Source organism: Pseudoalteromonas prydzensis (assembly GCF_001661495.1).
GTDB lineage: Bacteria > Pseudomonadota > Gammaproteobacteria > Enterobacterales > Alteromonadaceae > Pseudoalteromonas > Pseudoalteromonas prydzensis.
Genome location: NZ_BDDT01000014.1, coordinates 33,821 through 56,781 on the forward strand (window position 1 = coordinate 33,821; position 22,961 = coordinate 56,781).

The window sequence follows — 22,961 nt, forward strand, 5'->3', positions numbered from 1 at the left end:
TATGCTGCTCTCGCACTGTCATTGTTATGGTTATCCAGGCCACTGTGCGAGCGTTACACGATCATTATTCGCTAAATCTTTAACTGTAAGTATATTTGTATACGCCATTTCTGCAAAAAAACTATGCACTTTAATACTTTGTTGAAAACCATGCTCAATTAAAAGCGTGCCATTTGGGGTTAAAAAGTCGCGCGCTTGGCTAATAATATACTTTATATCGGCCATACCGTCATCATCGGCCACTAATGCCGATAGCGGTTCAAAACGGACGTCACCTTGGCTTAAATGAATATCATCGTGTTCAATATACGGAGGATTACTAACAATTAGATCAAACTGTTGTGCTGTAACTTGGCTAAACCAATCACTTTGTACAAAGTTCACATTGGTAAAACCTAATCGCCGCTTATTTGTATTCGCTAAAGAAACGGCCTCTGTCACTGTGTCAACACCAGTTATTTGCCAATCAGGCATTTCACTAGCAAGGGCCAGTGCTATCGCGCCTGTACCAGTGCCTAAATCAAGTACTTTAGCATTTGCAGGTAACGCAAGTGTCAGGGCATGCTCTACCAGTGTTTCAGTATCAGGACGCGGTATTAAAGTGCTTGAGTTGACTTGTAAAGGTAAGCTCCAAAACTCTCTTAAACCCGTAATATGAGCAACTGGCTCACCATTTAAACGGCGCTGACAATGTTGATCAAATTGCTGCTGCTGTGCTGCACTAAGCAGTTTTTCAGGCCAACTGAATAAATAGCTACGTGGTTTTTGTAAGACATCAAGTAATAAAACTTGCGCGTCCAATTTGGCACTGTCGGTGCTACTTTGCAATAGCAAAGTAGCCCGTTTTATTGCTGATTCAACCGTGTCTGTCACGCTTATTCATCGCCCATCGCAGCTAACAAGTCAGCTTGATGTTCTTGCATTAGTGGTTCAATTACACAGCCTAAATCACCCGCAACCACTTCGTTTAAACGATAAAGTGTTAGGTTAATACGGTGATCGGTAATACGCCCTTGCGGGTAGTTATAAGTACGAATACGCTCAGAACGGTCCCCACTGCCTACTAAGTTACGACGTTCTGAGGCTTCTGCAGCATGGCGTTTTTCATCTTCAGCTTGTTGTAGGCGGGCGGCAAGAACTGACATAGCTTTAGCGCGGTTTTTATGTTGTGAACGCTCATCTTGACACTCAACAACCACACCGGTTGGTAAGTGAGTAATACGAATTGCTGAATCGGTTTTATTAACGTGCTGACCACCGGCGCCTGATGCACGAAAAGTGTCAACCTTAATGTCTGCAGTATTAATTTGAATAGCTTCCGCCTCAGGGACTTCTGCCATTACCGCCACAGTACAGGCTGATGTATGAACACGCCCTTGTGATTCAGTTTCTGGTACGCGCTGAACGCGGTGAGCGCCTGATTCAAATTTTAACTGCCCGTAAACACCTTCACCACTAATGTTAGCAATCACTTCTTTGTAACCGCCGTGCTCACCTTCATTAGTACTAACTACTTCAACTTTCCACTTCTTAGTTTCTGCGTAACGGCTATACATACGGAACAAGTCACCAGCAAAAATGGCCGCTTCATCGCCACCTGTACCAGCACGTACTTCTAAAAATACATTGTTATTATCACGTGGATCTTTAGGGAGCATTAATACTTGAATTTGCTCTTCAATTACCTGAATTTGCGCTTTTGCTTCTTTGTATTCTTCTTGCGCCATTTCACGCATATCTGGGTCTGAATCCTTGAGCATTTCCTCAGCGGTTGCAACATCATCTTGTGTTTGCTGATACGCTAAAAACGCTTTAACGATCTCTTCCAGCTCTGAGTACTCTTTTGAAAGCGTACGAAAGCGATTCTGGTCACTGATAACTGACGGATCACTTAGCAGCGCTTGCACTTCTTCGTAGCGCTCTACTAAAGTTTCTAACTTACGATATACAGACTCTTTCATGTAACTGCTATTCCTGATCAATACCTAACATTTTCTTTAATTGGCTTAACTGGGCAACTTCACCTTTTTTTGCCGCGTCTTGAATTGCACGGGTAGGTGCGTGCATCAGGCGGTTGGTTAATTTGTTGGCCAGCTCTAAAATAATTTGTTCTGCATCTTTACCGGTATTTAATTGGCTTATAGCCTTATCAACCAGTTCTGATTTTATATCATGTACATCTTGGCGGTAACTGCGAATTAAATCGACAGAGTCGAGTGAACGCATCCACATAGCAAATTCCGCACAGCGCTGAGTAATGATCACTTGCGCTTCATCGGCTGCTTGCTCCCTTGAGGCGATATTTTCGCTTACTATTGCCTGTAAGTCATCTACCGAATACAAATAGGCAGCATCTAATTCACCCACTTGGCTTTCGATGTCACGTGGTACAGCAATATCAATAAATAACATTGGCTTATTTCGGCGCTGTTTTAACGCTTGCTCAACCACCCCTTTACCAATAATCGGCAAGGTGCTGGCAGTTGAACTAATCACTATATCTGCTTGATGTAACCGCTCTGGTAATTGTGCCAAGGCAATAACATCAGCATTAACATCTTCCGCTAATAAGCGCGCCCGCTCGATGGTGCGATTCGCCACGGTAATTTGCTGAGGATCATTTTGATATAAATGTTTAGCTACCAGTTCAATGGTTTCACCAGCACCGATTAAAAGCACTTTGGTTTTATCTAGCTTGCCATAGATATGCTTGGCTAAATTAACCGCAGCATAGGCAACAGACACGGCACTGGCACCGATATCTGTTTCAGTGCGAACTTGTTTGGCGACCGAAAAGGTTTTTTGAAATAAGCGGTCAAACACCACACTGACTGAGTTGTGATTTTTAGCACTATTGTATGCCTGCTTAATTTGACCCAGTATTTGCGGCTCACCGAGCACTAATGAGTCGAGTCCACAAGAAACGCGCATTAAATGATTTATCGCGTCGTTATCTTGGTGGCAATAAACATTACTGCTCAGTTCATATTCATCCAAACCATGGAAACTAGCTAACCATTGCAACAGTATTTGGGAATTTTGCTGGGCAAGGCTACAATAGATTTCTGTACGGTTACAGGTTGACACAATAACCGCTTCATTAAACTGATCATGATCACTCAGTTGCTGTAATGCTTCTGATAATTGCTCAGGCGAAAAGGCAACCTTTTCGCGTAATTCTACAGATGCGGTTTTATGATTAATACCAAGTGCTACTATGGTCATATGTGCCAAATATTGCTAAGCCGTGCTCGAAAGACGATAATTTTACCAAAAATCAGCGGAATATGGAAAGTAAGGAACGACATTTGATTCGACTATATTTGATTTTACTCATATTTTTTTTATTTTTAAGTGGCTGCGCGCAGCAAATTAGGCCACAAACTGCCCTTTATGATGACTGGAAGTCGCAATTATCACAACAAAGTGTCTGGCAAGTAGAAGGCAAATTAGCTTTTATTAGTCCTGACGAACGCCAATCAGCTAATTTAAACTGGCAACAAAAGGATGAATTAAACCAACTCATTCTAACTAGTTTTATCGGTACCCGAGTTTTGGCATTAACGCAAAATAGTCACGGTGCAGAACTTGAATACGATGATGACGTTTATCATGATATAAATGCATCACGTTTACTTGCCCGACTCACTGGTTTTACTATCCCCATGGACAGTGCCGATGACTGGTTAAAAGGCACGGTCGACGATGCAAGTCTGCAAGTCGATGAACTAGGTCGAGCTAAAAGTGTAATATGGCATGCAGCAGATGGTGCTCAATGGCAAATAAACTATGCTGACTACCAGCAATATGCAGGGTTTTGGCTGCCTAAAAAACTGACATTAAAACACCGCGATATTAAAATAAAAATTCAACTCTATGAGTGGCACTTTGACTAACATGACTAAGCACACTATGACTTCTTTTTCGTTATTAGCTCCAGCAAAACTAAATTTATTTTTACATATAAATGGTCGTCGTGAAGATGGCTATCATGAACTCGAAACCTTATTTACATTTTTAAATTACGGCGATCAACTCACTTTTACTTTAACTGAAACGACTGCGATTGAAGTCACTGGCGACACCTTTGCTATTCCACTTAAAGATAATTTGATCTATAAAGCGGCTGTTTTATTACAAAAGCACTGTAATTCAGTTTTTGGTGCAAAAATAAATTTAACTAAAATATTGCCCATGGGAGGCGGTGTTGGCGGTGGCTCTTCCGATGCCGCAAGTACACTTTTAGCACTGAATAAATTATGGCGCTGTCAATTATCCTTACAAGAATTAGCACAACTTGGTGTACAACTTGGTGCTGATGTGCCTGTATTCATTAACGGCAAAAGCGCCCTAGCGCAAGGCATTGGCGAGAAGTTGGTCGATGTTGAGCTGCCGCAAAAGTGGTATTGTGTCGTGCATCCAAGTGAACATGTCAGCACTGCAAAAATTTTTACTCACCCCGATTTAAAACGCGATACACCGAAGCTAAATGGAGACTGGCAACAGCACACATTAGGCAACGATTGTGAGCCTTTAGTTAAAAAGCTCTGCCCTGAGGTTGAAAAGACCCTCCAGTGGTTGCTAAAATACGCTCCGTCTAAGATGACTGGCACAGGTTCATGTTGTTTTGTTGAATTTGCCACGCAAAATGAAGCGCAACATGTTCTTGAAAATCTCCCCGATAGCTGGGACGGTTTTATTGCCAGCAGCGTTAATATCTCTCCTGCCCATACGCAGTTGAACGCTATTCATTTAAGCAATGAAGTAACGTACAAGTAAATAAAGTTTAAGTTAATAAGCTATACTTTATGTATCGCTTATTAGTCCAGAAATTCAGTGCCTGAGGAACCCTACCGTGCCTGACATGAAGCTCTTCGCTGGTAACGCAACACCTGAGTTAGCTCAAAAAGTTGCAAAACGTTTATATATTGAAGTTGGCGATGCTGTTGTTGGCCGTTTTAGCGACGGTGAGATCAGTGTTCAAATTAATGAAAATGTCCGTGGCTCGGACGTTTTTATTGTGCAATCAACCTGTGCCCCTACTAACGATAACTTAATGGAGCTAATCGTTATGGTTGATGCCTTACGTCGTGCATCTGCAGGTCGTATAACAGCCGTCATTCCTTATTTTGGTTATGCACGTCAAGACCGCCGAGTGCGTTCTGCCCGTGTACCAATCACAGCTAAAGTCGTTGCAGATTTCCTCTCAAGTGTTGGTGTTGACCGTGTTCTTACGGTTGATTTACACGCTGAGCAAATCCAAGGCTTCTTTGATGTACCAGTTGATAACGTATTCGGTAGCCCTGTGCTACTTGAAGATATGAAAGAGCGTCAGTTTGATGATGTTGTTGTTGTATCACCAGATATCGGCGGTGTAGTACGTGCCCGTGCTATTGCTAAATTATTAAACGATACCGATCTTGCCATCATTGATAAACGTCGCCCACAAGCGAATGTTTCTCAAGTAATGCATATTATTGGTGATGTTGAAGGCCGTGACTGTATCATCGTTGATGATATGATCGACACTGGCGGTACTTTATGTAAAGCAGCTGAAGCACTTAAAGAACATGGCGCTAAGCGTGTATTTGCATACGCAACTCACCCTGTACTTTCTGGTAAAGCGGTAGAAAACATTCGTAACTCAGTAATTGATGAAGTGATTGTCACTGACTCAATTCCACTGTCTGCTGAATTAAAAGCAATTGATAAAATTAAAGTGTTAACACTTGCAGACATGCTAGCGGAAACAATTCGCCGTATTAGCAACGAAGAATCTATTTCAGCGATGTTTGAACACTAAAACTATTTAGTTACAAACCCCCTGATTGAATTAAAGCGCCTCTGTGGCGCTTTTTTTATATGTCGTGTTTCTTTTGTACAGTGGGAGTGGTATGATAGCGCGCCTTTTGGCTAGGGACCTTGGTCGCAAAGGCCCTACACTATTTATTTATTGGAGACATCATGTCTAACGAAACTTATACATTCAATGCAGAATTACGCACAGCAACAGGTACAGGTGCGAGCCGCCGCCTACGTCGTGAAGATAAAATCCCTGCGATCCTTTACGGTGCTGACAAAGAAGCTGCATCACTTACTTTTGAACACAAAGATATGATCAAAGCACAAGAAAGTGAAGGTTTTTACACTCACATTCTTACTCTTAATATCGCTGGTGAAAAAGTTGAAGCTATCCTTAAAGATATCCAACGTCACCCGTTCAAGCCTAAAATCACTCACCTTGATTTCCAACGTGTAGATGCTGCTCACAAACTTCACACTAAAGTGCCAGTTCACTTCATCGGTGAAGACGTAGTAACTAAAGCTGGTAACACTGTTGTTCACCAATTAACAGAAATCGAAATCACGTGTCTTCCTAAGTCACTTCCTGAATTCGTTGAAGTTAACGTATCTGGCCTAGTTGCTGGTGATTCAATCCACATCTCTGACGTTAAACTTCCTGCAGGTGTTTCTTCTGTTGATTTAGCGAAAGGTGCTGATCACGACCAGTCTATCGTAACTATCAAAGCTAACAAAGCTGCGCCAGTTGAAGACGAAGCTGCAGAATAATTTTTAAGGTTTGCACCTTGAATTCTATTCAAATGCTTGTGGGCCTGGCTAATCCAGGCCCCGAATACGCAAACACACGCCACAATGCAGGTGCTTGGTTCATCGAGCAACTCGCTGCACGCTACAACTGTACGCTAAAACACGATCCTAAGTATCATGGCCTTACTGGCAAAGTGATCATCCAAGGTCAAGAATTCAAATTACTGATCCCGACAACTTATATGAATTTAAGTGGTAAAGCGGTCGGTAGTTTAGCCAACTTTTTCAAAATCCCTGTTGAGAGCATTTTAGTTGCCCATGACGAAATGGATTTAGAACCCGGTGTTGCCAAATTAAAAAAAGGTGGCGGACACGGTGGCCATAATGGTTTAAAAGACATTATCGCAAAAATGGCAAATCAAAAAGATTTCATGCGCTTACGTATTGGAATAGGTCATCCAGGACATCGTGAAATGGTCACCGGATGGGTGCTTGGAAAAGCAGCCAAGGAAGATCAAGAAAAAATGGATGCCGCAGTAGATGAAGCAGTTCGTTGTATGGAAATACTTGCAAAAGACGGTGTGTTAAAAGCACAAAACAGACTACATTCGTTTAAGCCATAATCGGTTAAGCGGAATTAAACAAGGTATCTTAACTATGGGTTTCAAATGTGGCATCGTCGGTTTGCCTAATGTTGGTAAATCAACACTTTTCAATGCATTAACCAAAGCGGGTATCGAAGCCGCTAACTTTCCTTTTTGTACCATTGAACCAAATACGGGTGTGGTACCGGTGCCAGATCCTCGTCTAGACGAGCTTGCAAAAATTGTTAATCCACAACGCATCCTAACGACTAGTATGGAATTTGTAGATATTGCAGGTCTAGTAAAAGGCGCATCAAAAGGTGAAGGTCTAGGTAATCAATTCTTAGCTAACATCCGTGAAACAGATGCAATTGGTCACGTAGTTCGCTGTTTTGAAGATGAAAACGTAATTCACGTAGCGGGCACAATTGACCCAGCTGATGATATCGACGTGATCAACACTGAATTAGTACTTGCGGATATGGACAGCGCCGACAAAGCAATTTTCCGTAACGCGAAAAAAGCCAAAGGTGGCGATAAAGACGCCAAAGAACAAAACGCTGTTCTTGAAAAAGTAAAAGTACACCTTGATGAAGGTTTAACTTTACGCTCTTTAGCACTGACAAAAGAAGAGAAGGCAGCGATTGCGCCTATCAACTTCTTAACCATCAAACCAACAATGTATATTGCTAACGTTGCTGAAGATGGATTTGAGAATAACCCACATCTGGATCGCGTACGTGCAATTGCCGCTGCTGAAGATGCGGTTGTTGTGCCAGTATGTGCTGCGATAGAGTCAGAGCTTTCTGAACTGGATGAAGAAGACAAACTTGAGTTTATGGCCGATCTTGGCCTTGAAGAACCAGGTTTGAACCTTGTGATCCGTGGTGGTTATGAATTACTGCATTTACAAACCTACTTTACTGCGGGCGTAAAAGAAGTACGTGCATGGACAATTCCTGTCGGTGCAACAGCGCCACAAGCTGCTGGTAAAATTCATACAGACTTTGAACGTGGCTTTATTCGTGCGCAAACTATCGCTTTTGATGACTACATCGCTTTTAAAGGCGAAAGTGGCGCAAAAGAAGCAGGTAAGATGCGTCAAGAAGGTAAAGAATACATAGTTAAAGATGGCGATGTAATGAACTTCTTGTTCAACGTTTAACAACATGCCACTATGACTTATCACATTTAGTGATTTTTAAAGGCTCGTTTTTACGAGCCTTTTTTATTTTTGCACTACTATTAAAGAAATAAGTCGCTACAAAGCTGTTAAAAAAACACCATTTTTATTAAAATTTAGCCTGTTAGCCTATTTTTCCCGCAAACAAACCACGATACGTGTTTTTTTGCAAAAAAGGTGTTGACGGATTTGGGTCATATCAGCATAATACGCCCCGCACTCAGCGATGAAGTGCTAACAAAAAAGATGGCTAAGTAGCTCAGCTGGTTAGAGCACATCACTCATAATGATGGGGTCACAGGTTCAAATCCCGTCTTAGCCACCATTTATTTTTTGTTGCTCAATGAAGAGTTTAAAATAACTACCTCAGTTTTGATTTATCAAAATTTGAAATGCGGGAGTGGCGGAATTGGTAGACGCGCTGGATTTAGGTTCCAGTAACTTCGGTTGTGAGAGTTCAAGTCTCTCCTTCCGCACCATGTTCTCGATAAGAACTAAAATTATCAATTGTTTATTGTTGGGATATCGCCAAGCGGTAAGGCACCAGGTTTTGATCCTGGCATTCCCAGGTTCAAATCCTGGTATCCCAGCCAACAATGGCTAAGTAGCTCAGCTGGTTAGAGCACATCACTCATAATGATGGGGTCACAGGTTCAAATCCCGTCTTAGCCACCATTTCTTTTCTAGAAGTGGCTCAGCAAGAGTTAAAATTGCAACTCAATGAAGAGTTTAAAATAACTACCATTACTTTGATTAATTCAAGGTGATAATACGGGAGTGGCGGAATTGGCAGTTGTCTTGAATTAGACGCTGGATTTAGGTTCCAAAACATTAATACCTGTATGCTCGATGCGGGAGTGGCGGAATTGGTAGACGCGCTGGATTTAGGTTCCAGTAACTTCGGTTGTGAGAGTTCAAGTCTCTCCTTCCGCACCATGTTCTTGATAAGAACTCAAATTATCAAATAATTCTTTGTTGGGATATCGCCAAGCGGTAAGGCACCAGGTTTTGATCCTGGCATTCCCAGGTTCAAATCCTGGTATCCCAGCCAACTTCTTCTACCAAAGAAATGTTGCTAAAGAATAGCTCTGTTAAGAGTAAAAATATAAAAAATTATATGCGGGAGTGGCGGAATTGATAGCTGTCTTGATTAGACGCTGGATTTAGGTTCCAAAACAATAAAATCTGCATTTAAAGAACTGCGGGAGTGGCGGAATTGGTAGACGCGCTGGATTTAGGTTCCAGTAACTTCGGTTGTGAGAGTTCAAGTCTCTCCTTCCGCACCATGTTCTTGATAAGAACTCAAACTATCAAATAATTCTTTGTTGGGATATCGCCAAGCGGTAAGGCACCAGGTTTTGATCCTGGCATTCCCAGGTTCAAATCCTGGTATCCCAGCCAACTTCTTCTACCAAAGAATGTTGCTAAGAATTAAGAACTGCGGGAGTGGCGGAATTGGTAGACGCGCTGGATTTAGGTTCCAGTAACTTCGGTTGTGAGAGTTCAAGTCTCTCCTTCCGCACCATGTTCTTAATTAGAACTAAAACTCATCCAAATTTAGAGTTGGGATATCGCCAAGCGGTAAGGCACCAGGTTTTGATCCTGGCATTCCCAGGTTCAAATCCTGGTATCCCAGCCAACTTCCAGAAATCTTTAATCTTTAATCTTTAATCTTTAATCTTTAATCTTTAATCTTTAATCTTTAATCTTTAATCTTTAATCTTTAATCTTTAATCTTTAATCTTTAATCTTTAATCTTTAATCAAATAGTATTTGAGTGAGCTTTCACCCACTCCAGTTATTTGTATAACTAACCAAGTTCACCACTAATCGCGTACTTTAAAACCCAGTTTTTTACCGGTCCGGACGTATTCGCCATCTTTAAAAAACGACTGCGCGCCCACTGTAATGGTGTTACATGATTAGAAAAGCCAAAATAACACGTATCCATCATACTCATCATTAATAGGTTAGCTTTACGGCGAGTGTTTTCATATTGCTTAAGGTGCTGTGCAGCACCGATATCGTCAACATTACTGAGCTTATCAGCAAGAGCTACAACATCTTGAAAACCTAGATTAACGCCCTGCCCTGCGAGCGGGTTAATAGTATGCGCGGCATCGCCTACAAGCACTATTCGCCCTTGTGAGTAACGGTTTGCATGCTGGCGTGCCAAAGGGAAAACGGCGTGCTCTATAACCTCAAAATCCCCCGCTAGTGGCGGGAAGTTATCCAATACTTGCTGTTTTAACTCTAAAGGGGTTAACTTTTTTAAGCTTTGTAATTTGCTGCCATCGTCATACCAAATTAAATTAGCGTATGGTGCCTGCATAGGTAAAAATGCAACGGGGCCGGTGGGCTTAAATTGTTGCCACGTTTTTACTTGTTGTGGAGCATCGAGTTTAATAAGCACGCCCATACAATGCTGACCATACTGCCAACCGGTAACACCAATACCGGCTTTTTGGCGTAACATTGATTGTCCACCATCAGCTGCAACGACTAAGTCAGCACAAAACTGTTGTTCTGCGTAATGTAATGTTACTTGTTGAGCATCTTGTTTTATTGCGGATAACGGTTGGCTGATCTCAACCACCTCAATATCATACGCTGCAAACTGCTGCCAGAGACTTGCTTGAATTAAGTTATTCTCGATTAAATGACCTAAATGAGTGGTGTTTATATCATGGCAATCAAATAGTAGATTGTCGCCTGCGCGTTCGAATGCTTCGAGCTGCTGGTAAGGCGCATGACGATGTGCGCGCAAAGTAGCCATGGCACCGAGTTCGTCTAATAAATTTTCTGAAAAGCGATTAATTGCCGATACGCGAATATCAACCTTGTCATTAGCAAGAACATCAGCGGCGTTAATTACACGCTGTTCAATCACCCTTACTTGGCATCCTTGTTTTGCAAGCTTCACTGCGGTAGCTGCACCGACCATCCCACCGCCGACAACAATAACCTTATTTTTCATCATTTTTACGTCACTAATCTGGCTACTTTCAGTGCGTTTGATTGTATCGTACTTCTGTTTATTAGTGCGAGTGAGTTTCATCTTAATCCGCTAGAAAAGACGCTTTGTTTGACTTCAATTCACAAACATAAAAACTATACTTGGATCTAAGCGGGTATCCAGCTAAAATACGCGTCCTTTAAGTAAGCGAACGTGCCACTTATCCTGTTTAGCGCACAATCGTGCCACTACCGAATTGAAAACGAGGCTATATTTCAATGAGTAAAAAGCTGCATATTAAAACCTGGGGTTGTCAGATGAATGAATACGACTCTCAGAAAATGGCTGATCTTCTCGATGCAACCAACGGCTACCAGTTAACTGATGAAGCTGGGGATGCAGATGTAATCCTACTCAATACCTGTTCAATTCGCGAAAAAGCGCAGGAAAAAGTATTCCACCAACTAGGTCGTTGGAAGCTACTTAAAGATGATAAACCCGATCTAATCATTGGTGTTGGTGGTTGTGTAGCCTCACAAGAAGGTGATTCAATTCGCCAACGCGCACCTTTTGTAGACGTAATTTTTGGCCCGCAAACTCTGCACCGCTTACCTGAGATGATCAAACAAGTACAAGGTAACAAAGGCAGCTCTGTGGTTGATATTTCTTTCCCTGAGATTGAAAAGTTTGACCGTTTACCAGAGCCAAAAGCCGATGGCCCGTCTGCATTCGTTTCAATCATGGAAGGCTGCTCTAAGTACTGTACATTCTGCGTAGTCCCTTATACCCGAGGTGAAGAAGTAAGCCGCCCGCTTGATGATGTATTATTAGAGATTGCCCAGTTAGCTGAGCAAGGTGTCCGCGAAGTAAACTTATTAGGTCAAAACGTAAATGCTTATCGTGGCGAAACCCATGATGGTGAAATTTGTTACTTCTCAGACTTAATTCGTTATGTAGCGGCTATTGATGGTATCGACCGTATACGTTATACCACCTCGCACCCGGTAGAATTTACACCAGACATCATTGACGCATACGCTGATGTGCCTGAACTTGTCGATCATTTACATTTACCAGTACAAAGTGGTTCGGACCGTATTCTTAACTTAATGAAACGTGGCCATACTGCGATTGAGTACAAGTCAACAATTCGTAAGTTACGTAAAATTCGTCCTAATTTAAGTATGTCATCAGACTTTATCATCGGCTTCCCTGGTGAAAGTACCGCTGACTTTGAAGCCACCATGAACCTTATCAATGATATTGGTTTTGATATGAGCTTTAGCTTTATCTACAGCGCACGCCCTGGTACACCCGCAGCTGATTTGCCTGATGATGTGAGCGAGCAAGAAAAGAAAGAGCGTTTATACCTGTTACAAAATCGTATTACCCAAATGGCGCAACAGATCAGTCGCCAAATGTTTGATACAGAGCAACGTATTTTAGTTGAAGGGCCATCGAAGAAGAATCCGATGGAATTACGCGGTCGTACTGAAAACAACCGCGTAGTGAATTTTATTGGCCCGCACACTGTGATCGGTCAGTTTGTTGATGTACGTATCACTGAAGCACTGCCAAACTCTTTACGTGGTGACTTAATTCGTACAGAATCAGAAATGAACTTACGCCGCGAAGTTGCTCCTGCTGATATTTTAAGTAAAGCAGCAAAGCCAGAGCCGCAAGCAACACCAAATGAATTAGGTGTTGCGACTTTCGTTCCGTAGGCGAAATTTACTGTGCCAGCCTTGGCTGGCACATCAAAACAGGAAGCAATTTTGAGTAATCAATTAAAGAAATTAGAGATTTATTTAGAACCCTCCGACAACAAACGTCTTTCCTCTTTATGTGGTCCGTTTGACGAAAATATCAAACACATTGAACGCCGTTTAGGTGTTGAAATTACTCATCGCGATAACTACTTTAAAATCACCGGAAAAACCACCAGCGCATTTGCCGCGATGGAAATTATCAAAGACTTATATGTCGAAACGCAGCCGGTCCGTGGTGTTATTACCGAAATTGAAGCAAATACCGTTCATTTAGCAATCAGTGAATCATCAGCATTAGAACAAGATGAACTGAACGAGTATGGCAAAGAAGTGATGATCAAAACCCGTCGTGGGGTTATCAAGCCACGCAACGATAACCAAGGTCATTATGTCTCGAATATCTTTCGCCACGACATCACCTTTGGAATTGGTCCTGCGGGCACAGGTAAAACTTACCTAGCTGTTGCCGCCGCTGTTGACGCTTTAGAACGCCAAGAAATCCGTCGTATTCTATTGACCCGACCTGCGGTTGAAGCCGGCGAAAAGCTTGGTTTTTTACCCGGCGATTTAAGTCAAAAAATCGACCCATATTTGCGCCCATTATACGATGCATTGTTTGAAATGCTCGGCTTTGAAAAAGTGGAAAAATTAATGGAGCAAAATGTTATTGAAGTTGCGCCACTGGCCTTTATGCGTGGTCGTACACTTAACGACGCCTTTATTATTTTAGATGAAAGCCAAAATACCACGGTTGAACAAATGAAAATGTTCTTAACCCGGATTGGCTTTAATTCAAAAGCGGTGATCACCGGTGATATAACGCAAGTTGATTTACCTCGTGGTGCGCGCTCAGGGCTTCGTCACGCTATTGAAGTGCTTAGTGATGTAGATGAAATAAGTTTTAACTTTTTTCAATCACAAGACGTGGTACGCCACCCTGTGGTAGCTCGTATTGTTGAAGCGTATGAGCGCAACGACGAAGCTGAGCGACAAAAACGCGCCGAAAAACAGCGCGCTAAAGACTTGCTCGCAAATCAAGAGCAAGCACAACCTGCTACTAAAGAGTAATACCGTGAACACTGAATTAGATTTACAAATAGCCTGTGAGTTTGACAACTTACCTAGCCTAGAACAATTTGCGTTGTGGGCTAACAAAGCGCTGAGTCAATATCGTGATGAATCAGAGTTGAGTATCGTGATTGCTGACGAAGAGCAAAGCCAACAACTTAATAATGACTACCGTGGTAAAAATAAACCAACGAATGTGTTGTCGTTTGAATTTGAAGCGCCAGCAGGAATAGAGCTGCCTTTGGTTGGCGATTTAGTGATATGCCCGGCCATTGTATTAGCTGAGTCAATAGAGCAAGAAAAGTCATTTCATGACCACTTTGCCCATATGGTGATCCACGGATGCTTGCATTTACTTGGATTTGACCATATAAAGGATGAAGATGCGAAAGAGATGGAAAGCATTGAAAAGCAATTGCTTGCCGAATTAGGCATAGCAGACCCATATCGGGACGATATTTAAATTTACGGAGCAAATAGACGCAATGAGCGACGATAACTCGCAGACTAGCCAGGGTTCTTCTGGCAAGACCTGGTTGGGTAGAATTACCCAAATGTTGCAAGGGGAACCCCAGAATAGAGAAGAGCTGGCTGAAGTAATTGCCGATGCGCAAGTTCGGGATGTTATAGATCCTGAAACCAAAGAGATGATCGAAGGTGTGCTCGGTGTGTCAGAATTAAAAGTGCGAGATATTATGATCCCGCGCTCACAAATGATCACACTCGAAGTTGACGCACCGTTGGAAGAAGTCATTCCAATGATGGTCGATTCTACGCATTCACGGTTTCCAGTGGTATGTGAAGATAAAGACCACATAGAAGGCATTCTACTAGCAAAAGATCTACTACCACTGATTCTGAACAAAGATGAGCTACTGCCATCATTACGTGATTACTTACGTCCAGCGGTTGTTGTACCAGAAAGTAAGCGTGTGGATACGCTGCTTAATGAGTTTCGCCAACAACGCTATCATATGGCGCTAGTTATTGACGAATACGGTGGCGTATCTGGTTTAGTAACAATAGAAGATATTCTTGAGCTCATCGTTGGTGAAATTGAAGATGAACACGACGAAGAAGATCAACTAGATATTCGTCAACTTGCAAAACACGTGTTTATTGTACAAGCACTGACACCGGTTGATGATTTTAACGAATATTTTAAAACCGGCTACAGCACGCAAGACGCTGATACCATCGGCGGTACCGTGCTTCATGCCTTTGGGCACATGCCAGGTCGTGGTGAGCTTATTGAGATTGATGGCTTTCAATTTAAGGTAACCAATGCTGATAATCGTCGATTATTGCAATTACAAGTTACCGTGCCAAAGGCTGATGATAACGACAGTGAAGACAATACTGACTAACTGCCTGCATTTAGCTAAAGATAAAAAAGCATGGCTCGCACTGGTTGCGGGCCTTCTTTTAACTTTAAGCTATGCTCCTTTTGAGGTTTGGCCCCTCACTTTTGCCTGCTTAGCGCTGGCAATCTACACAACTCACACGACTGAACCTGAATTACAGTACGGTAAAAAAGCGAGTAAGCGCGCCGCTAAATACGGCTTCATTTTTGGCCTTGGCTGGTTTGGCGCTGGGATCAGCTGGGTGCATGTATCCATTGCCACCTTCGGCGGCATGCCGTTAATCGCTTCAGTACTACTGATGGTGTTGTTATGCGCTTATCTAGCCATTTATCCTACTTTAGCCTTTATGTTTGCCACACGCTTTGCCAGTGGCCCTAATAGCTATGGTTTGTTATTACTTAGTGGCTTTGCTGTTACTGAGTATTTACGTGGCGTGGTAATGACAGGCTTCCCTTGGCTAAGCTTTGGTTATACTCAAACCGATAGCCCGCTTAACCTACTCGCCCCCGTGATTGGTGAATTTGGCTTAACCCTTATTTGTATCGCTATTGGCTTTGCGCTCTACCGCCTGCTGTTTACAAGGAACTTTAAAGCCACAGTAGCCACGATGCTGAGCATCGCTTTACTATTGGCTATTACACACTATACGCGTAATAACAGCTACAGTGATAAAACCATTAGCACCTTACTGGTACAAGGCAATATCAAACAGCATCTGCGTTTTGACCCGAGTGAATTTTGGACCACAATGAGTAAGTACCAAGACATGACTCGCCCGCATTGGGATGCAGACTTAATCGTTTGGCCAGAAGCCGCAGTTCCTGAAATAGAAGCCCTTGCAGATAGTTATTTAGCAGGCTTAGATAGCGCCGCCTCATTTAACAACACCGCCCTCATTACTGGTATTGTTGACTATCAACGCGACACTAAAGCAATTTTCAACACCTTGATTATACTTGGTAATAAAGAGCGCGACGACGAACATGGCCATTATCAATACCTAGGTAAAAATCGTTACCAAAAGCACCAATTACTGCCGATTGGTGAGTTTGTGCCGTTTGAAGATATATTGCGCCCTATCGCTCCGTTATTTGATTTACCTATGTCATCGTTTTCTAGAGGCGACCAAGTTCAAAATAACTTACGTGCTAATGGCTTAAATATCTTACCGGCCATTTGCTACGAAATTGCGTTTGCTGATTTAGTACGTGGTAATTATCGCCATGATTCGGATATTTTATTTACTGTCAGTAACGATGCCTGGTTTGGTGCTTCCCACGGCCCTCACCAGCATATGCAAATAGCCCGAATGCGCGCCCTTGAATTGCAACGCCCGCTTATTCGTGTGACCAACAACGGCATTAGTGGCGTATACGACCCAATCAGCCAAATTCAAGTTAGCATGCCACAATTTGCAGCCGATACCTTGAAAGTCAACGTCAAACTCATTCAAGGCGACAGCATTTATAGTCAATATGGGAATTTTCCTGTTTGGATTGTAGTGGTGTTAATGGGAGTTGTGGGGATTGCTATAAGTCGTAAGCGGTAAGCGGTAAGCGGTAAGCGAGTTTATTCGTAGCTTGGGTTGAGTGTAACAAAGCCCAACAACTTATTTTTTAGTAACTCTTAAGTCCACAATACCAACTTAATGCAGCAACAGTGTCATGGGTTTCATCTGCAAAATAACGCAGGTTAACTGTTGATTTTTCACTTAGATGGGCTTTGAGCTTAACTGAAAGTCCTGTACCCACTAATAATTTGCAATACCTATTTAGCCAAGCGCATCGGCGTTATTTGCAAAGGTAAAATATGAATACACTTTTCATAATCACCCTTACGGTATTTATTAACTGCGTTTCATCAACTTTTTATTCACTGCATCTTTATCTCGTTTGCCGATAGCGAGTACATATACTACAACTTCATCATCAATCACTTCATAGGCAAGCCTGTGGCCTGCTGTGCGCAATTTTATTTTATATAGGCTATCAAAACCTCTCAGTTTCGATGCCGGTACATGAGGATTTTCTAGTCATTCTATGAGTTTCTTTTTGTGATGCAGGTAAAAATTTGAGCTTATAAGTCATCAATATTTACTTCAACTGCGGTTGAAACCTTTTCTCTCCGCCTTGCAACAATCTTTGCTAATTCGTAATCATCAATTTCATCAACCAACCTTTCATACGCTGATGCTGAGACTAAATAAGCGACAAGCTGATTGTCGTTTAAAATAGCAATAGCTAAATCATTCGCATTTTTTATCAGTCCAGCTGGATCTTGTTTTAAATCTGCAATTGTCGCTGAAAAATTTGCATGCGAACTTTTCATAGGTATACCCTTACTATTCAATGCGCGGGGTAAACCCGAGCCTACGCTGATCCACCACTTGTAGCAGCGATTTTACATCGCGACAGCCTGTATATATTAGACTCTAAAGTGTGTTACCCAGATTAACAGCAACTATTTCGTAAACAACTTCTCAAACAATAGCTCGGCTTGTTTTAGGCCTTCTTCCGTCAGTCCAACTGACTTAGCTTTGCCGATGGGGTTGTCGATTAAGCCTTTGTCATGTAATCGATTGGTAATATCCCAATCAATCTGTTTCCAAGCACGGCAATTGTCGTGCAAGGTTAAATACATCAGTGCTAATGCAGCATCGTCTATTTTATCTGTGTCTATTTGCATGTGCTTATCCATAACGTATTAAAAATTTTAATTTTGTCATCATTTAAAAGATAACAGCTATTTATCTGCCCACACCAGTTTTTTACACTCGCGCTTAATTGATTACTGGCCGCACTTAAAAAATAAGTGCGGTGCTCATATCCATCTTTATTACGCTTTATTTCACTGGTTTGTAATTAATCATTAGGTCATACCAAGATTACTTGAGACAATCACCCTCGTCATTTTTAAATAGAGTTCATAATGAAACTATTAGTCAGAAATTTAGCACGAACCACCAGCGAACACGATATTCGCACATTATTTAGCGCTCACGGTAAAGTTACTAATTGTAATTTAGTATTAGACAAAGAAACGGGCCAATCAAAAGGCTTTGCGTTTGTTGAAATGCCAGATGAGGCGGAAGCAAAAACTGCAATCACCGCATTAAATCAAACCAGTGTTGATAAAAGTAAGATACGCGTAAAATTAGCAGACGCTTAATCGTGCGGTACACTCATGTAAAAACCAGCATTTTAAGCTGGTTTTTTTGTATCTATACCAATCATGTTAAGTTATTAGCCATTTATAGCGACAGATAAATAGAGTGATAACAAGGCATAAATTTCGACATGTAGTTGTTCTACTTGAGAAATTTATAACGCAGTTAGCGCTTTATGTAGCACGCTAGAATGGTTAAATATTTAAGCCGATTGGTATTATTCAGCTCTACTCTTAGTTTTTAATAAGTGGTAGGGTATCAGTCTGATAGCAAATAACTAAAAGATTCCAAATGACAACAACACTCTCCAAGGTAATAACTGCAACGGTATTACTCACCTTGCTTGGCTGCTCTGAGCCTGCGCCAGAAAATAACGGCCAACAAACTGATAGCCAACCCGCGGTTGATCTTAAAAACGTCCATCAACTAATTGAAACTTTAGCGTCTGATCAGTTTTTAGGCCGCGGCCCTTTAACTGAAGGTGAAACGTTAACCATTAATTACCTTGCAGATGAATACAAAAAACTAGGGTTAACCGGCGCTTACAAAGGTGAATTTTTACAGCCAGTAACTATGGCAAAGTTGACTCCTGATCAAAACATGACATTAAAAATTGGCGATTTAAGCTTTAATGCAGGAACAGATTTTACCGCCCGCACTCAGCAAATTAATGAAACAATTAATGTCAGCGACTCAGAGGTGGTATTTGTCGGTTATGGTATACATGCCCCTGAATACAATTGGAATGACTTTGCAGATATCGATGTAACAGGTAAAACTATCGTCGTGCTTGTCAATGATCCTGGTTTTGCGACCCAAGACGAAAGCCTATTTACCGGTAATGCCATGACCTACTATGGCCGCTGGACTTATAAATACGAAGAAGGCGCGCGCCAAGGTGCAAAAGCCGTATTAATAGTCCATGAAACAGCGCCTGCCGCTTACCCGTGGGGCGTGGTTGAAAGCTCGAATACTGGCAGTAAATATACGCTTATAGATGATGAAAAAAATGCCTCTGATATTCCAGTGATGGGCTGGATCGATGAGCAAGCGGCAAATGACATTTTTGCCCAAGCAGGGCTTGATTATCAAACAGAAAAGGCCAAAGCGCTGAGCCCAGATTTTAAAGCAACACCATTAAACGCTAAAGCCAACCTGACACTTAACTCTGAGATATCACAAGCGCAATCTCATAATGTGGTCGCGCAGCTAACTGGTAGCGAGCAGCCTGACGAATATATTGTGATTGGCGCGCACTGGGATCATTTTGGCACTAAGCAAACGGATGACGGTGTAAAGATATATAACGGTGCAGTTGATAACGCCTCTGGCAGTGCTGCCACTGTTGAGATTGCACGAATTCTTAGCAAAATACATCAGCAAACCCCATTTAAACGCTCAATCATTTTTGCCAACTTCACCGCAGAAGAAACCGGCTTGATAGGTTCACAGCAATTTGCCACTGGTGACATAGTGCCAACCAAACAAATGGTCGCATTACTCAACATCGATGGGATGAACGTACTAGATGGTGTTGATTACATTCTGCAGTACGGCAAAGGCATGTCAGAAATGGAAAGCTACCTTGCTGATGCGGCCAAAGCACAAGGGCGCCATGTTAAAATGGATCCACGTCCGCAGAATGGCCTATTTTTTCGCTCAGACCACTTCTCATTAGCAAAACAAGGTGTGCCAAGTTTATTGTTTATGAGCTTAGGTGATACTGATCCTGACTATATCGCCCACAAATACCATAAAGAAGCGGATGACTATTCCCCACAGTGGTCCCTTGGCGGGGTTAAACAAGATATTGAGCTAATTGTTGATATAGCCACAAAACTGGCGAATAACGGTGATTGGCCGGCATGGCAAGCTGATTCAGACTTTAAGAAGAAACGCCAACAAGAACGCCCATAAACACCTCATACAATAATGGCTTGAATTTTCAAGCCATTATTGTATCACTTAGACATTTTTTCTATGCCGTTGAGTACTCAACAACAAAGTTTCCGCTTTAGCACCTAAGTACACATAAATCGCCAACGCAATTAATAATCCGACTACTGCCAGCATCATATAAATAGCCGGTAATAAATACTGAGATTGGCCAAGCGCTGCTTTAAACATAGTCAGTAAAGCTTCTATAGATACTGCAATCAAAATTGTCGAAATAAACCGCGTTATAGTTCTACGTGTTGAGCTGTGCCTAAAGATATCTTTATGCATCAAAATTTCTTCTTCAAGAATGGTCTTACCCAAGTCGAAAATAGCCAGCGCTAAAGTAATAAAAATAATGATACTAAAAGGCTCGAGTGGATCTTCGGCTAACGAGGTTTTAAATAACAAACTGTAAATGTCGCCAAACACCCGATAAAGTAAAAATAACACCAAGCAAAATAAGCAGCTAACAATAATGCCATAGCCTGCTTTGAAAAATGGCGTCATAGTCGCGCGAGTGCAATCGCCCATAATAAACTCAATTAATTGGGTCAAGCATACATCAATCACTAAGTAAGCTTGCTCATCATGGGAATCATTGAGTGCTTTGACAGCCGATATACATAAATGATTAGTGGCAATCGAAATATATGGCGCAGTAAAACGAGTCTGAGATTGCTTTTGAATATCTTGAAAATAAGGCCGTTCACTTAAATCTTGTGCATCACCACGATTATTTAAGGTTTTCATATATTGGCGTTTAAAACAGACATTATTACCCAGCTGCACACCGTTTCTATCTAAACAGTATTGCAGTTCCAAAAATGGATATTGATTTACTAAATGCCGGTTGTCTTGTTGCTTTTTAATACCATCAGCAAGGCTTGCTAAAATTGAATCAAGTAATTCATGGATCACGGGTTGATATTCTTGGTAACGCTCAACGCTACTGATGTAACTCATTCTGGCCATAATTGAATCTCCTAACTACGTTGTTAGGATCCAAAGCAATTACAGAACCAAGTTTATTTTTAATTAAAAATCAATAAATTAAAGTTATTTACAGAAGATAATTGTTGCTCTCGCACCGAGACAGTGCGTTAATTGGCTACTTTGGATAAGATTTCAAACAATAACTGCAGGCACAAAAAAACGGGCTAAGCAGCCCGTTTTTTCATCAAATCAATTACTTTTACACTTCATCATCAAAGTCTTGCACTTGACGTTGTGCAGGTCGAGCAATGATTTCAACATAGAAAGACTCTAAGCCTTGCTTTTCAATCTCGCTAATTGAATTAGTGATTTCAGCTACATGCACAACTTGCGCATCTTCAGCTGTGTTACCAAATTTACAATCAAATGCCCAGTAATCAGCATCTATTGGCAATGTTTTGTTACGCTCTCTTTTCAAATACTTTTTTACTTCATGCTTTGCAGCATCTACCATGCGAGGGTATTTGATTTTCTCATGATTCAGCGTGAATGTTTTCTTCATTACGTTCCTAATTACCTTGATTTAATGATGATGGCATAAATACCAAATAAATTGGCAACACCATTTGCAGCCATTATAGCAATTGCATTTAGTTTTTGGATGCTTTTTTTACAGTAAAGCAAATAAAGTCGTCTTGCCGATAACTTCAGCAGCCTAACATCATGCTTGTGCTAGGTGCAAGGGTTGATGAAGGTCAGCATTATTCAAACTATCGTAGAATGCAGCGGCATCCATTTGCGGATGATCTAATTGAGTTTCTTTATTTAAATGGCGTTTACGCACAACCGGTTCACAATTATCGATCACAATAAGTGGGATATGCTTGTCATCATTACGGATCACTAATGGCTCAGGTTTGAGGCATGAACGTAAACGTATATCTGCCATACCCCCTTGCTGTAAACGTTGTGCATTATGTTGCCCAATCAGCATATCAAACTGCGCAGGCGCGAGTGCTTGTTCAGGACCTGCGCCTAACAGTTCTCGTAATTGAGTTTCATTTTGGCTCGCCCCATGAGTATCAAATGGCGTTTTCGGTAAATGAAACTGACTAAAATCGAGCGCATCATGAGAAAGCATGGCTAATAACAATGCAAACTCACCACGGCGTGATTCACTCACACTTTTAGCAAGACGATTGTTTAGTTGACTCTCTGTGATTAACAAATCATCGATTTGCATAGACTTTAGCCGATTAAAGTAGGTAATGGATATTTATCGGCTTTATTTGATATTTCTTTAGCTTTTTTCTTTACTTAAATACTCACTTTGCTATTATCAGCGCCGTTGCATTGGAGGGGTTCCCGAGCGGCCAAAGGGATCAGACTGTAAATCTGACGGCTCAGCCTTCGCTGGTTCGAATCCAGCTCCCTCCACCACTTTTCTATCG

General features: G+C 41.7%; 23 protein-coding genes and 11 tRNA genes. 24 read left to right on the forward strand and 10 right to left on the reverse strand.

Going from position 1 to position 22,961, the window contains the following annotated elements:
* Positions 1-30 precede the first annotated feature (30 nt).
* The 3 genes from prmC to hemA are packed head-to-tail and all read right to left on the reverse strand — an operon-like array spanning position 31 to position 3,225.
* Complete coding sequence (prmC, locus tag A7968_RS18675; RefSeq protein WP_064668070.1) at positions 31-873, reverse strand: peptide chain release factor N(5)-glutamine methyltransferase; 843 nt, start codon at positions 871-873, stop codon at positions 31-33.
* A 2-nt stretch (positions 874-875) separates the two neighbouring features.
* Positions 876-1,961, reverse strand: coding sequence for a peptide chain release factor 1 (gene prfA / locus A7968_RS18680; protein WP_064668071.1), 1,086 nt, complete (start codon positions 1,959-1,961; stop codon positions 876-878).
* Positions 1,962-1,968: 7 nt separating this feature from the next.
* Complete coding sequence (gene hemA, locus A7968_RS18685; RefSeq protein ID WP_064668072.1) at positions 1,969-3,225, reverse strand: glutamyl-tRNA reductase; 1,257 nt, start codon at positions 3,223-3,225, stop codon at positions 1,969-1,971.
* A gap of 83 nt (positions 3,226-3,308) precedes the next feature.
* Between hemA and lolB the strand changes: the two genes are divergently transcribed.
* From lolB to A7968_RS18765, 16 genes are all read left to right on the forward strand, one after another.
* Positions 3,309-3,896 (forward strand): lipoprotein insertase outer membrane protein LolB, encoded by a 588-nt coding sequence (gene lolB, locus A7968_RS18690; RefSeq protein WP_084448239.1) that lies wholly within the window; start codon positions 3,309-3,311, stop codon positions 3,894-3,896.
* A 1-nt stretch (position 3,897) separates the two neighbouring features.
* Positions 3,898-4,779: a 4-(cytidine 5'-diphospho)-2-C-methyl-D-erythritol kinase gene (gene ispE, locus A7968_RS18695; protein WP_064668074.1), complete on the forward strand. Its 882-nt coding sequence runs from the start codon at positions 3,898-3,900 to the stop codon at positions 4,777-4,779.
* A gap of 76 nt (positions 4,780-4,855) precedes the next feature.
* Positions 4,856-5,803, forward strand: coding sequence for a ribose-phosphate pyrophosphokinase (locus tag A7968_RS18700; protein WP_064668075.1), 948 nt, complete (start codon positions 4,856-4,858; stop codon positions 5,801-5,803).
* A gap of 161 nt (positions 5,804-5,964) precedes the next feature.
* Entirely contained in the window at positions 5,965-6,570 is a 606-nt protein-coding gene (locus tag A7968_RS18705; protein ID WP_064668076.1) for a 50S ribosomal protein L25/general stress protein Ctc, read from the forward strand.
* Positions 6,571-6,587: 17 nt separating this feature from the next.
* A complete protein-coding gene (pth, locus tag A7968_RS18710; protein ID WP_064668077.1) occupies positions 6,588-7,172 on the forward strand; it encodes an aminoacyl-tRNA hydrolase in 585 nt (194 codons plus the stop codon).
* A 34-nt stretch (positions 7,173-7,206) separates the two neighbouring features.
* Positions 7,207-8,298, forward strand: a complete 1,092-nt coding sequence (ychF, locus tag A7968_RS18715) for a redox-regulated ATPase YchF (RefSeq protein WP_064668078.1) — start codon at positions 7,207-7,209, stop codon at positions 8,296-8,298.
* 266 nt (positions 8,299-8,564) lie between these two features.
* Positions 8,565-8,641 (forward strand) — tRNA-Met (locus A7968_RS18720).
* A gap of 69 nt (positions 8,642-8,710) precedes the next feature.
* Positions 8,711-8,795, forward strand: a tRNA-Leu gene (locus tag A7968_RS18725).
* Positions 8,796-8,834: 39 nt separating this feature from the next.
* Positions 8,835-8,909 (forward strand) — tRNA-Gln (locus tag A7968_RS18730).
* A 5-nt stretch (positions 8,910-8,914) separates the two neighbouring features.
* Positions 8,915-8,991: transfer RNA gene (locus A7968_RS18735), tRNA-Met, on the forward strand.
* A gap of 176 nt (positions 8,992-9,167) precedes the next feature.
* A tRNA-Leu gene (locus A7968_RS18740) sits at positions 9,168-9,252 on the forward strand.
* 40 nt (positions 9,253-9,292) lie between these two features.
* Positions 9,293-9,367 (forward strand) — tRNA-Gln (locus A7968_RS18745).
* A gap of 150 nt (positions 9,368-9,517) precedes the next feature.
* Positions 9,518-9,602 (forward strand) — tRNA-Leu (locus tag A7968_RS18750).
* Positions 9,603-9,642: 40 nt separating this feature from the next.
* Positions 9,643-9,717: transfer RNA gene (locus A7968_RS18755), tRNA-Gln, on the forward strand.
* A 39-nt stretch (positions 9,718-9,756) separates the two neighbouring features.
* Positions 9,757-9,841 (forward strand) — tRNA-Leu (locus A7968_RS18760).
* A 39-nt stretch (positions 9,842-9,880) separates the two neighbouring features.
* A tRNA-Gln gene (locus A7968_RS18765) sits at positions 9,881-9,955 on the forward strand.
* Positions 9,956-10,126: 171 nt separating this feature from the next.
* On the opposite strand, the gene A7968_RS18770 is transcribed toward A7968_RS18765, so the two are convergent.
* Positions 10,127-11,296 (reverse strand): FAD-dependent oxidoreductase, encoded by a 1,170-nt coding sequence (locus A7968_RS18770; protein WP_064668131.1) that lies wholly within the window; start codon positions 11,294-11,296, stop codon positions 10,127-10,129.
* A 254-nt stretch (positions 11,297-11,550) separates the two neighbouring features.
* Here A7968_RS18770 and miaB point away from each other — a divergent pair, with 254 nt between their 5' ends.
* From miaB to lnt, 5 genes are read left to right on the forward strand one after another with little or no spacing between them, the layout of a single operon-like run.
* Positions 11,551-12,996: a tRNA (N6-isopentenyl adenosine(37)-C2)-methylthiotransferase MiaB gene (gene miaB, locus A7968_RS18775; RefSeq protein ID WP_064668079.1), complete on the forward strand. Its 1,446-nt coding sequence runs from the start codon at positions 11,551-11,553 to the stop codon at positions 12,994-12,996.
* Positions 12,997-13,047: 51 nt separating this feature from the next.
* Positions 13,048-14,109 (forward strand): PhoH family protein, encoded by a 1,062-nt coding sequence (locus A7968_RS18780; RefSeq protein WP_064668132.1) that lies wholly within the window; start codon positions 13,048-13,050, stop codon positions 14,107-14,109.
* A gap of 4 nt (positions 14,110-14,113) precedes the next feature.
* Positions 14,114-14,572 carry an rRNA maturation RNase YbeY gene (gene ybeY, locus A7968_RS18785; protein WP_064668080.1) on the forward strand — a complete coding sequence of 153 codons (459 nt, stop codon included), beginning with the start codon at positions 14,114-14,116 and terminating at the stop codon, positions 14,570-14,572.
* Between the two features lie 22 nt (positions 14,573-14,594).
* Positions 14,595-15,476, forward strand: coding sequence for a CNNM family magnesium/cobalt transport protein CorC (gene corC / locus A7968_RS18790; protein WP_064668081.1), 882 nt, complete (start codon positions 14,595-14,597; stop codon positions 15,474-15,476).
* Positions 15,445-17,022 (forward strand): apolipoprotein N-acyltransferase, encoded by a 1,578-nt coding sequence (gene lnt / locus A7968_RS18795; protein WP_064668082.1) that lies wholly within the window; start codon positions 15,445-15,447, stop codon positions 17,020-17,022. Before corC ends, lnt begins: the two co-directional genes overlap by 32 nt.
* A 297-nt stretch (positions 17,023-17,319) precedes the next feature.
* Here lnt and A7968_RS23915 read toward each other — a convergent pair whose 3' ends face one another.
* From A7968_RS23915 to A7968_RS18810, 3 genes are all read right to left on the reverse strand, one after another.
* On the reverse strand, positions 17,320-17,442 hold the full coding sequence (locus tag A7968_RS23915; RefSeq protein WP_441831250.1) for a type II toxin-antitoxin system RelE family toxin: 123 nt from the start codon (positions 17,440-17,442) through the stop codon (positions 17,320-17,322).
* A 107-nt stretch (positions 17,443-17,549) separates the two neighbouring features.
* On the reverse strand, positions 17,550-17,801 hold the full coding sequence (locus A7968_RS18805; protein ID WP_064668083.1) for a type II toxin-antitoxin system Phd/YefM family antitoxin: 252 nt from the start codon (positions 17,799-17,801) through the stop codon (positions 17,550-17,552).
* A gap of 132 nt (positions 17,802-17,933) precedes the next feature.
* The gene (locus tag A7968_RS18810; RefSeq protein ID WP_064668084.1) at positions 17,934-18,158 is read right to left on the reverse strand and encodes a DUF6429 family protein; all 225 of its coding nucleotides are present in this window, start codon (positions 18,156-18,158) and stop codon (positions 17,934-17,936) included.
* 243 nt (positions 18,159-18,401) lie between these two features.
* On the opposite strand from A7968_RS18810, the gene A7968_RS18815 reads away from it, so the two are divergent.
* Together A7968_RS18815 and A7968_RS18820 are read left to right on the forward strand one after the other, a co-directional pair.
* Entirely contained in the window at positions 18,402-18,641 is a 240-nt protein-coding gene (locus tag A7968_RS18815) for an RNA recognition motif domain-containing protein (protein WP_064668085.1), read from the forward strand.
* A 289-nt stretch (positions 18,642-18,930) separates the two neighbouring features.
* Complete coding sequence (locus tag A7968_RS18820; RefSeq protein ID WP_064668086.1) at positions 18,931-20,556, forward strand: M28 family metallopeptidase; 1,626 nt, start codon at positions 18,931-18,933, stop codon at positions 20,554-20,556.
* 48 nt (positions 20,557-20,604) lie between these two features.
* Here A7968_RS18820 and A7968_RS18825 read toward each other — a convergent pair whose 3' ends face one another.
* The 3 genes from A7968_RS18825 to A7968_RS18835 form a co-directional block, all read right to left on the reverse strand.
* A complete protein-coding gene (locus A7968_RS18825; RefSeq protein WP_064668087.1) occupies positions 20,605-21,549 on the reverse strand; it encodes a PDC sensor domain-containing protein in 945 nt (314 codons plus the stop codon).
* Positions 21,550-21,769: 220 nt separating this feature from the next.
* Complete coding sequence (locus tag A7968_RS18830; RefSeq protein ID WP_064668088.1) at positions 21,770-22,072, reverse strand: DUF6172 family protein; 303 nt, start codon at positions 22,070-22,072, stop codon at positions 21,770-21,772.
* A 159-nt stretch (positions 22,073-22,231) separates the two neighbouring features.
* A complete protein-coding gene (locus A7968_RS18835) occupies positions 22,232-22,753 on the reverse strand; it encodes a VC2046/SO_2500 family protein (RefSeq protein WP_064668089.1) in 522 nt (173 codons plus the stop codon).
* A gap of 112 nt (positions 22,754-22,865) precedes the next feature.
* On the opposite strand from A7968_RS18835, the gene A7968_RS18840 reads away from it, so the two are divergent.
* A tRNA-Tyr gene (locus A7968_RS18840) sits at positions 22,866-22,950 on the forward strand.
* Positions 22,951-22,961: the final 11 nt, after the last annotated feature.

Excerpts from the sequence above, each read along its gene's own strand:
- A7968_RS18815 (WP_064668085.1), top strand. The coding sequence starts at position 18,402 with ATGAAACTATTAGTCAGAAATTTAGCACGAACCACCAGCGAACACGAT.
- A7968_RS18830 (WP_064668088.1), bottom strand. The coding sequence starts at position 22,072 with ATGAAGAAAACATTCACGCTGAATCATGAGAAAATCAAATACCCTCGC.
- A7968_RS18825 (WP_064668087.1), bottom strand. The coding sequence starts at position 21,549 with ATGGCCAGAATGAGTTACATCAGTAGCGTTGAGCGTTACCAAGAATAT.
- lnt (WP_064668082.1), top strand. The coding sequence starts at position 15,445 with ATGATAACGACAGTGAAGACAATACTGACTAACTGCCTGCATTTAGCT.
- A7968_RS18770 (WP_064668131.1), bottom strand. The coding sequence starts at position 11,296 with ATGATGAAAAATAAGGTTATTGTTGTCGGCGGTGGGATGGTCGGTGCA.
- miaB (WP_064668079.1), top strand. The coding sequence starts at position 11,551 with ATGAGTAAAAAGCTGCATATTAAAACCTGGGGTTGTCAGATGAATGAA.
- corC (WP_064668081.1), top strand. The coding sequence starts at position 14,595 with ATGAGCGACGATAACTCGCAGACTAGCCAGGGTTCTTCTGGCAAGACC.
- A7968_RS18835 (WP_064668089.1), bottom strand. The coding sequence starts at position 22,753 with ATGCAAATCGATGATTTGTTAATCACAGAGAGTCAACTAAACAATCGT.
- A7968_RS18805 (WP_064668083.1), bottom strand. The coding sequence starts at position 17,801 with ATGAAAAGTTCGCATGCAAATTTTTCAGCGACAATTGCAGATTTAAAA.
- ispE (WP_064668074.1), top strand. The coding sequence starts at position 3,898 with ATGACTAAGCACACTATGACTTCTTTTTCGTTATTAGCTCCAGCAAAA.
- ychF (WP_064668078.1), top strand. The coding sequence starts at position 7,207 with ATGGGTTTCAAATGTGGCATCGTCGGTTTGCCTAATGTTGGTAAATCA.
- A7968_RS18810 (WP_064668084.1), bottom strand. The coding sequence starts at position 18,158 with ATGCAAATAGACACAGATAAAATAGACGATGCTGCATTAGCACTGATG.
- prfA (WP_064668071.1), bottom strand. The coding sequence starts at position 1,961 with ATGAAAGAGTCTGTATATCGTAAGTTAGAAACTTTAGTAGAGCGCTAC.
- A7968_RS18705 (WP_064668076.1), top strand. The coding sequence starts at position 5,965 with ATGTCTAACGAAACTTATACATTCAATGCAGAATTACGCACAGCAACA.
- A7968_RS18820 (WP_064668086.1), top strand. The coding sequence starts at position 18,931 with ATGACAACAACACTCTCCAAGGTAATAACTGCAACGGTATTACTCACC.
- hemA (WP_064668072.1), bottom strand. The coding sequence starts at position 3,225 with ATGACCATAGTAGCACTTGGTATTAATCATAAAACCGCATCTGTAGAA.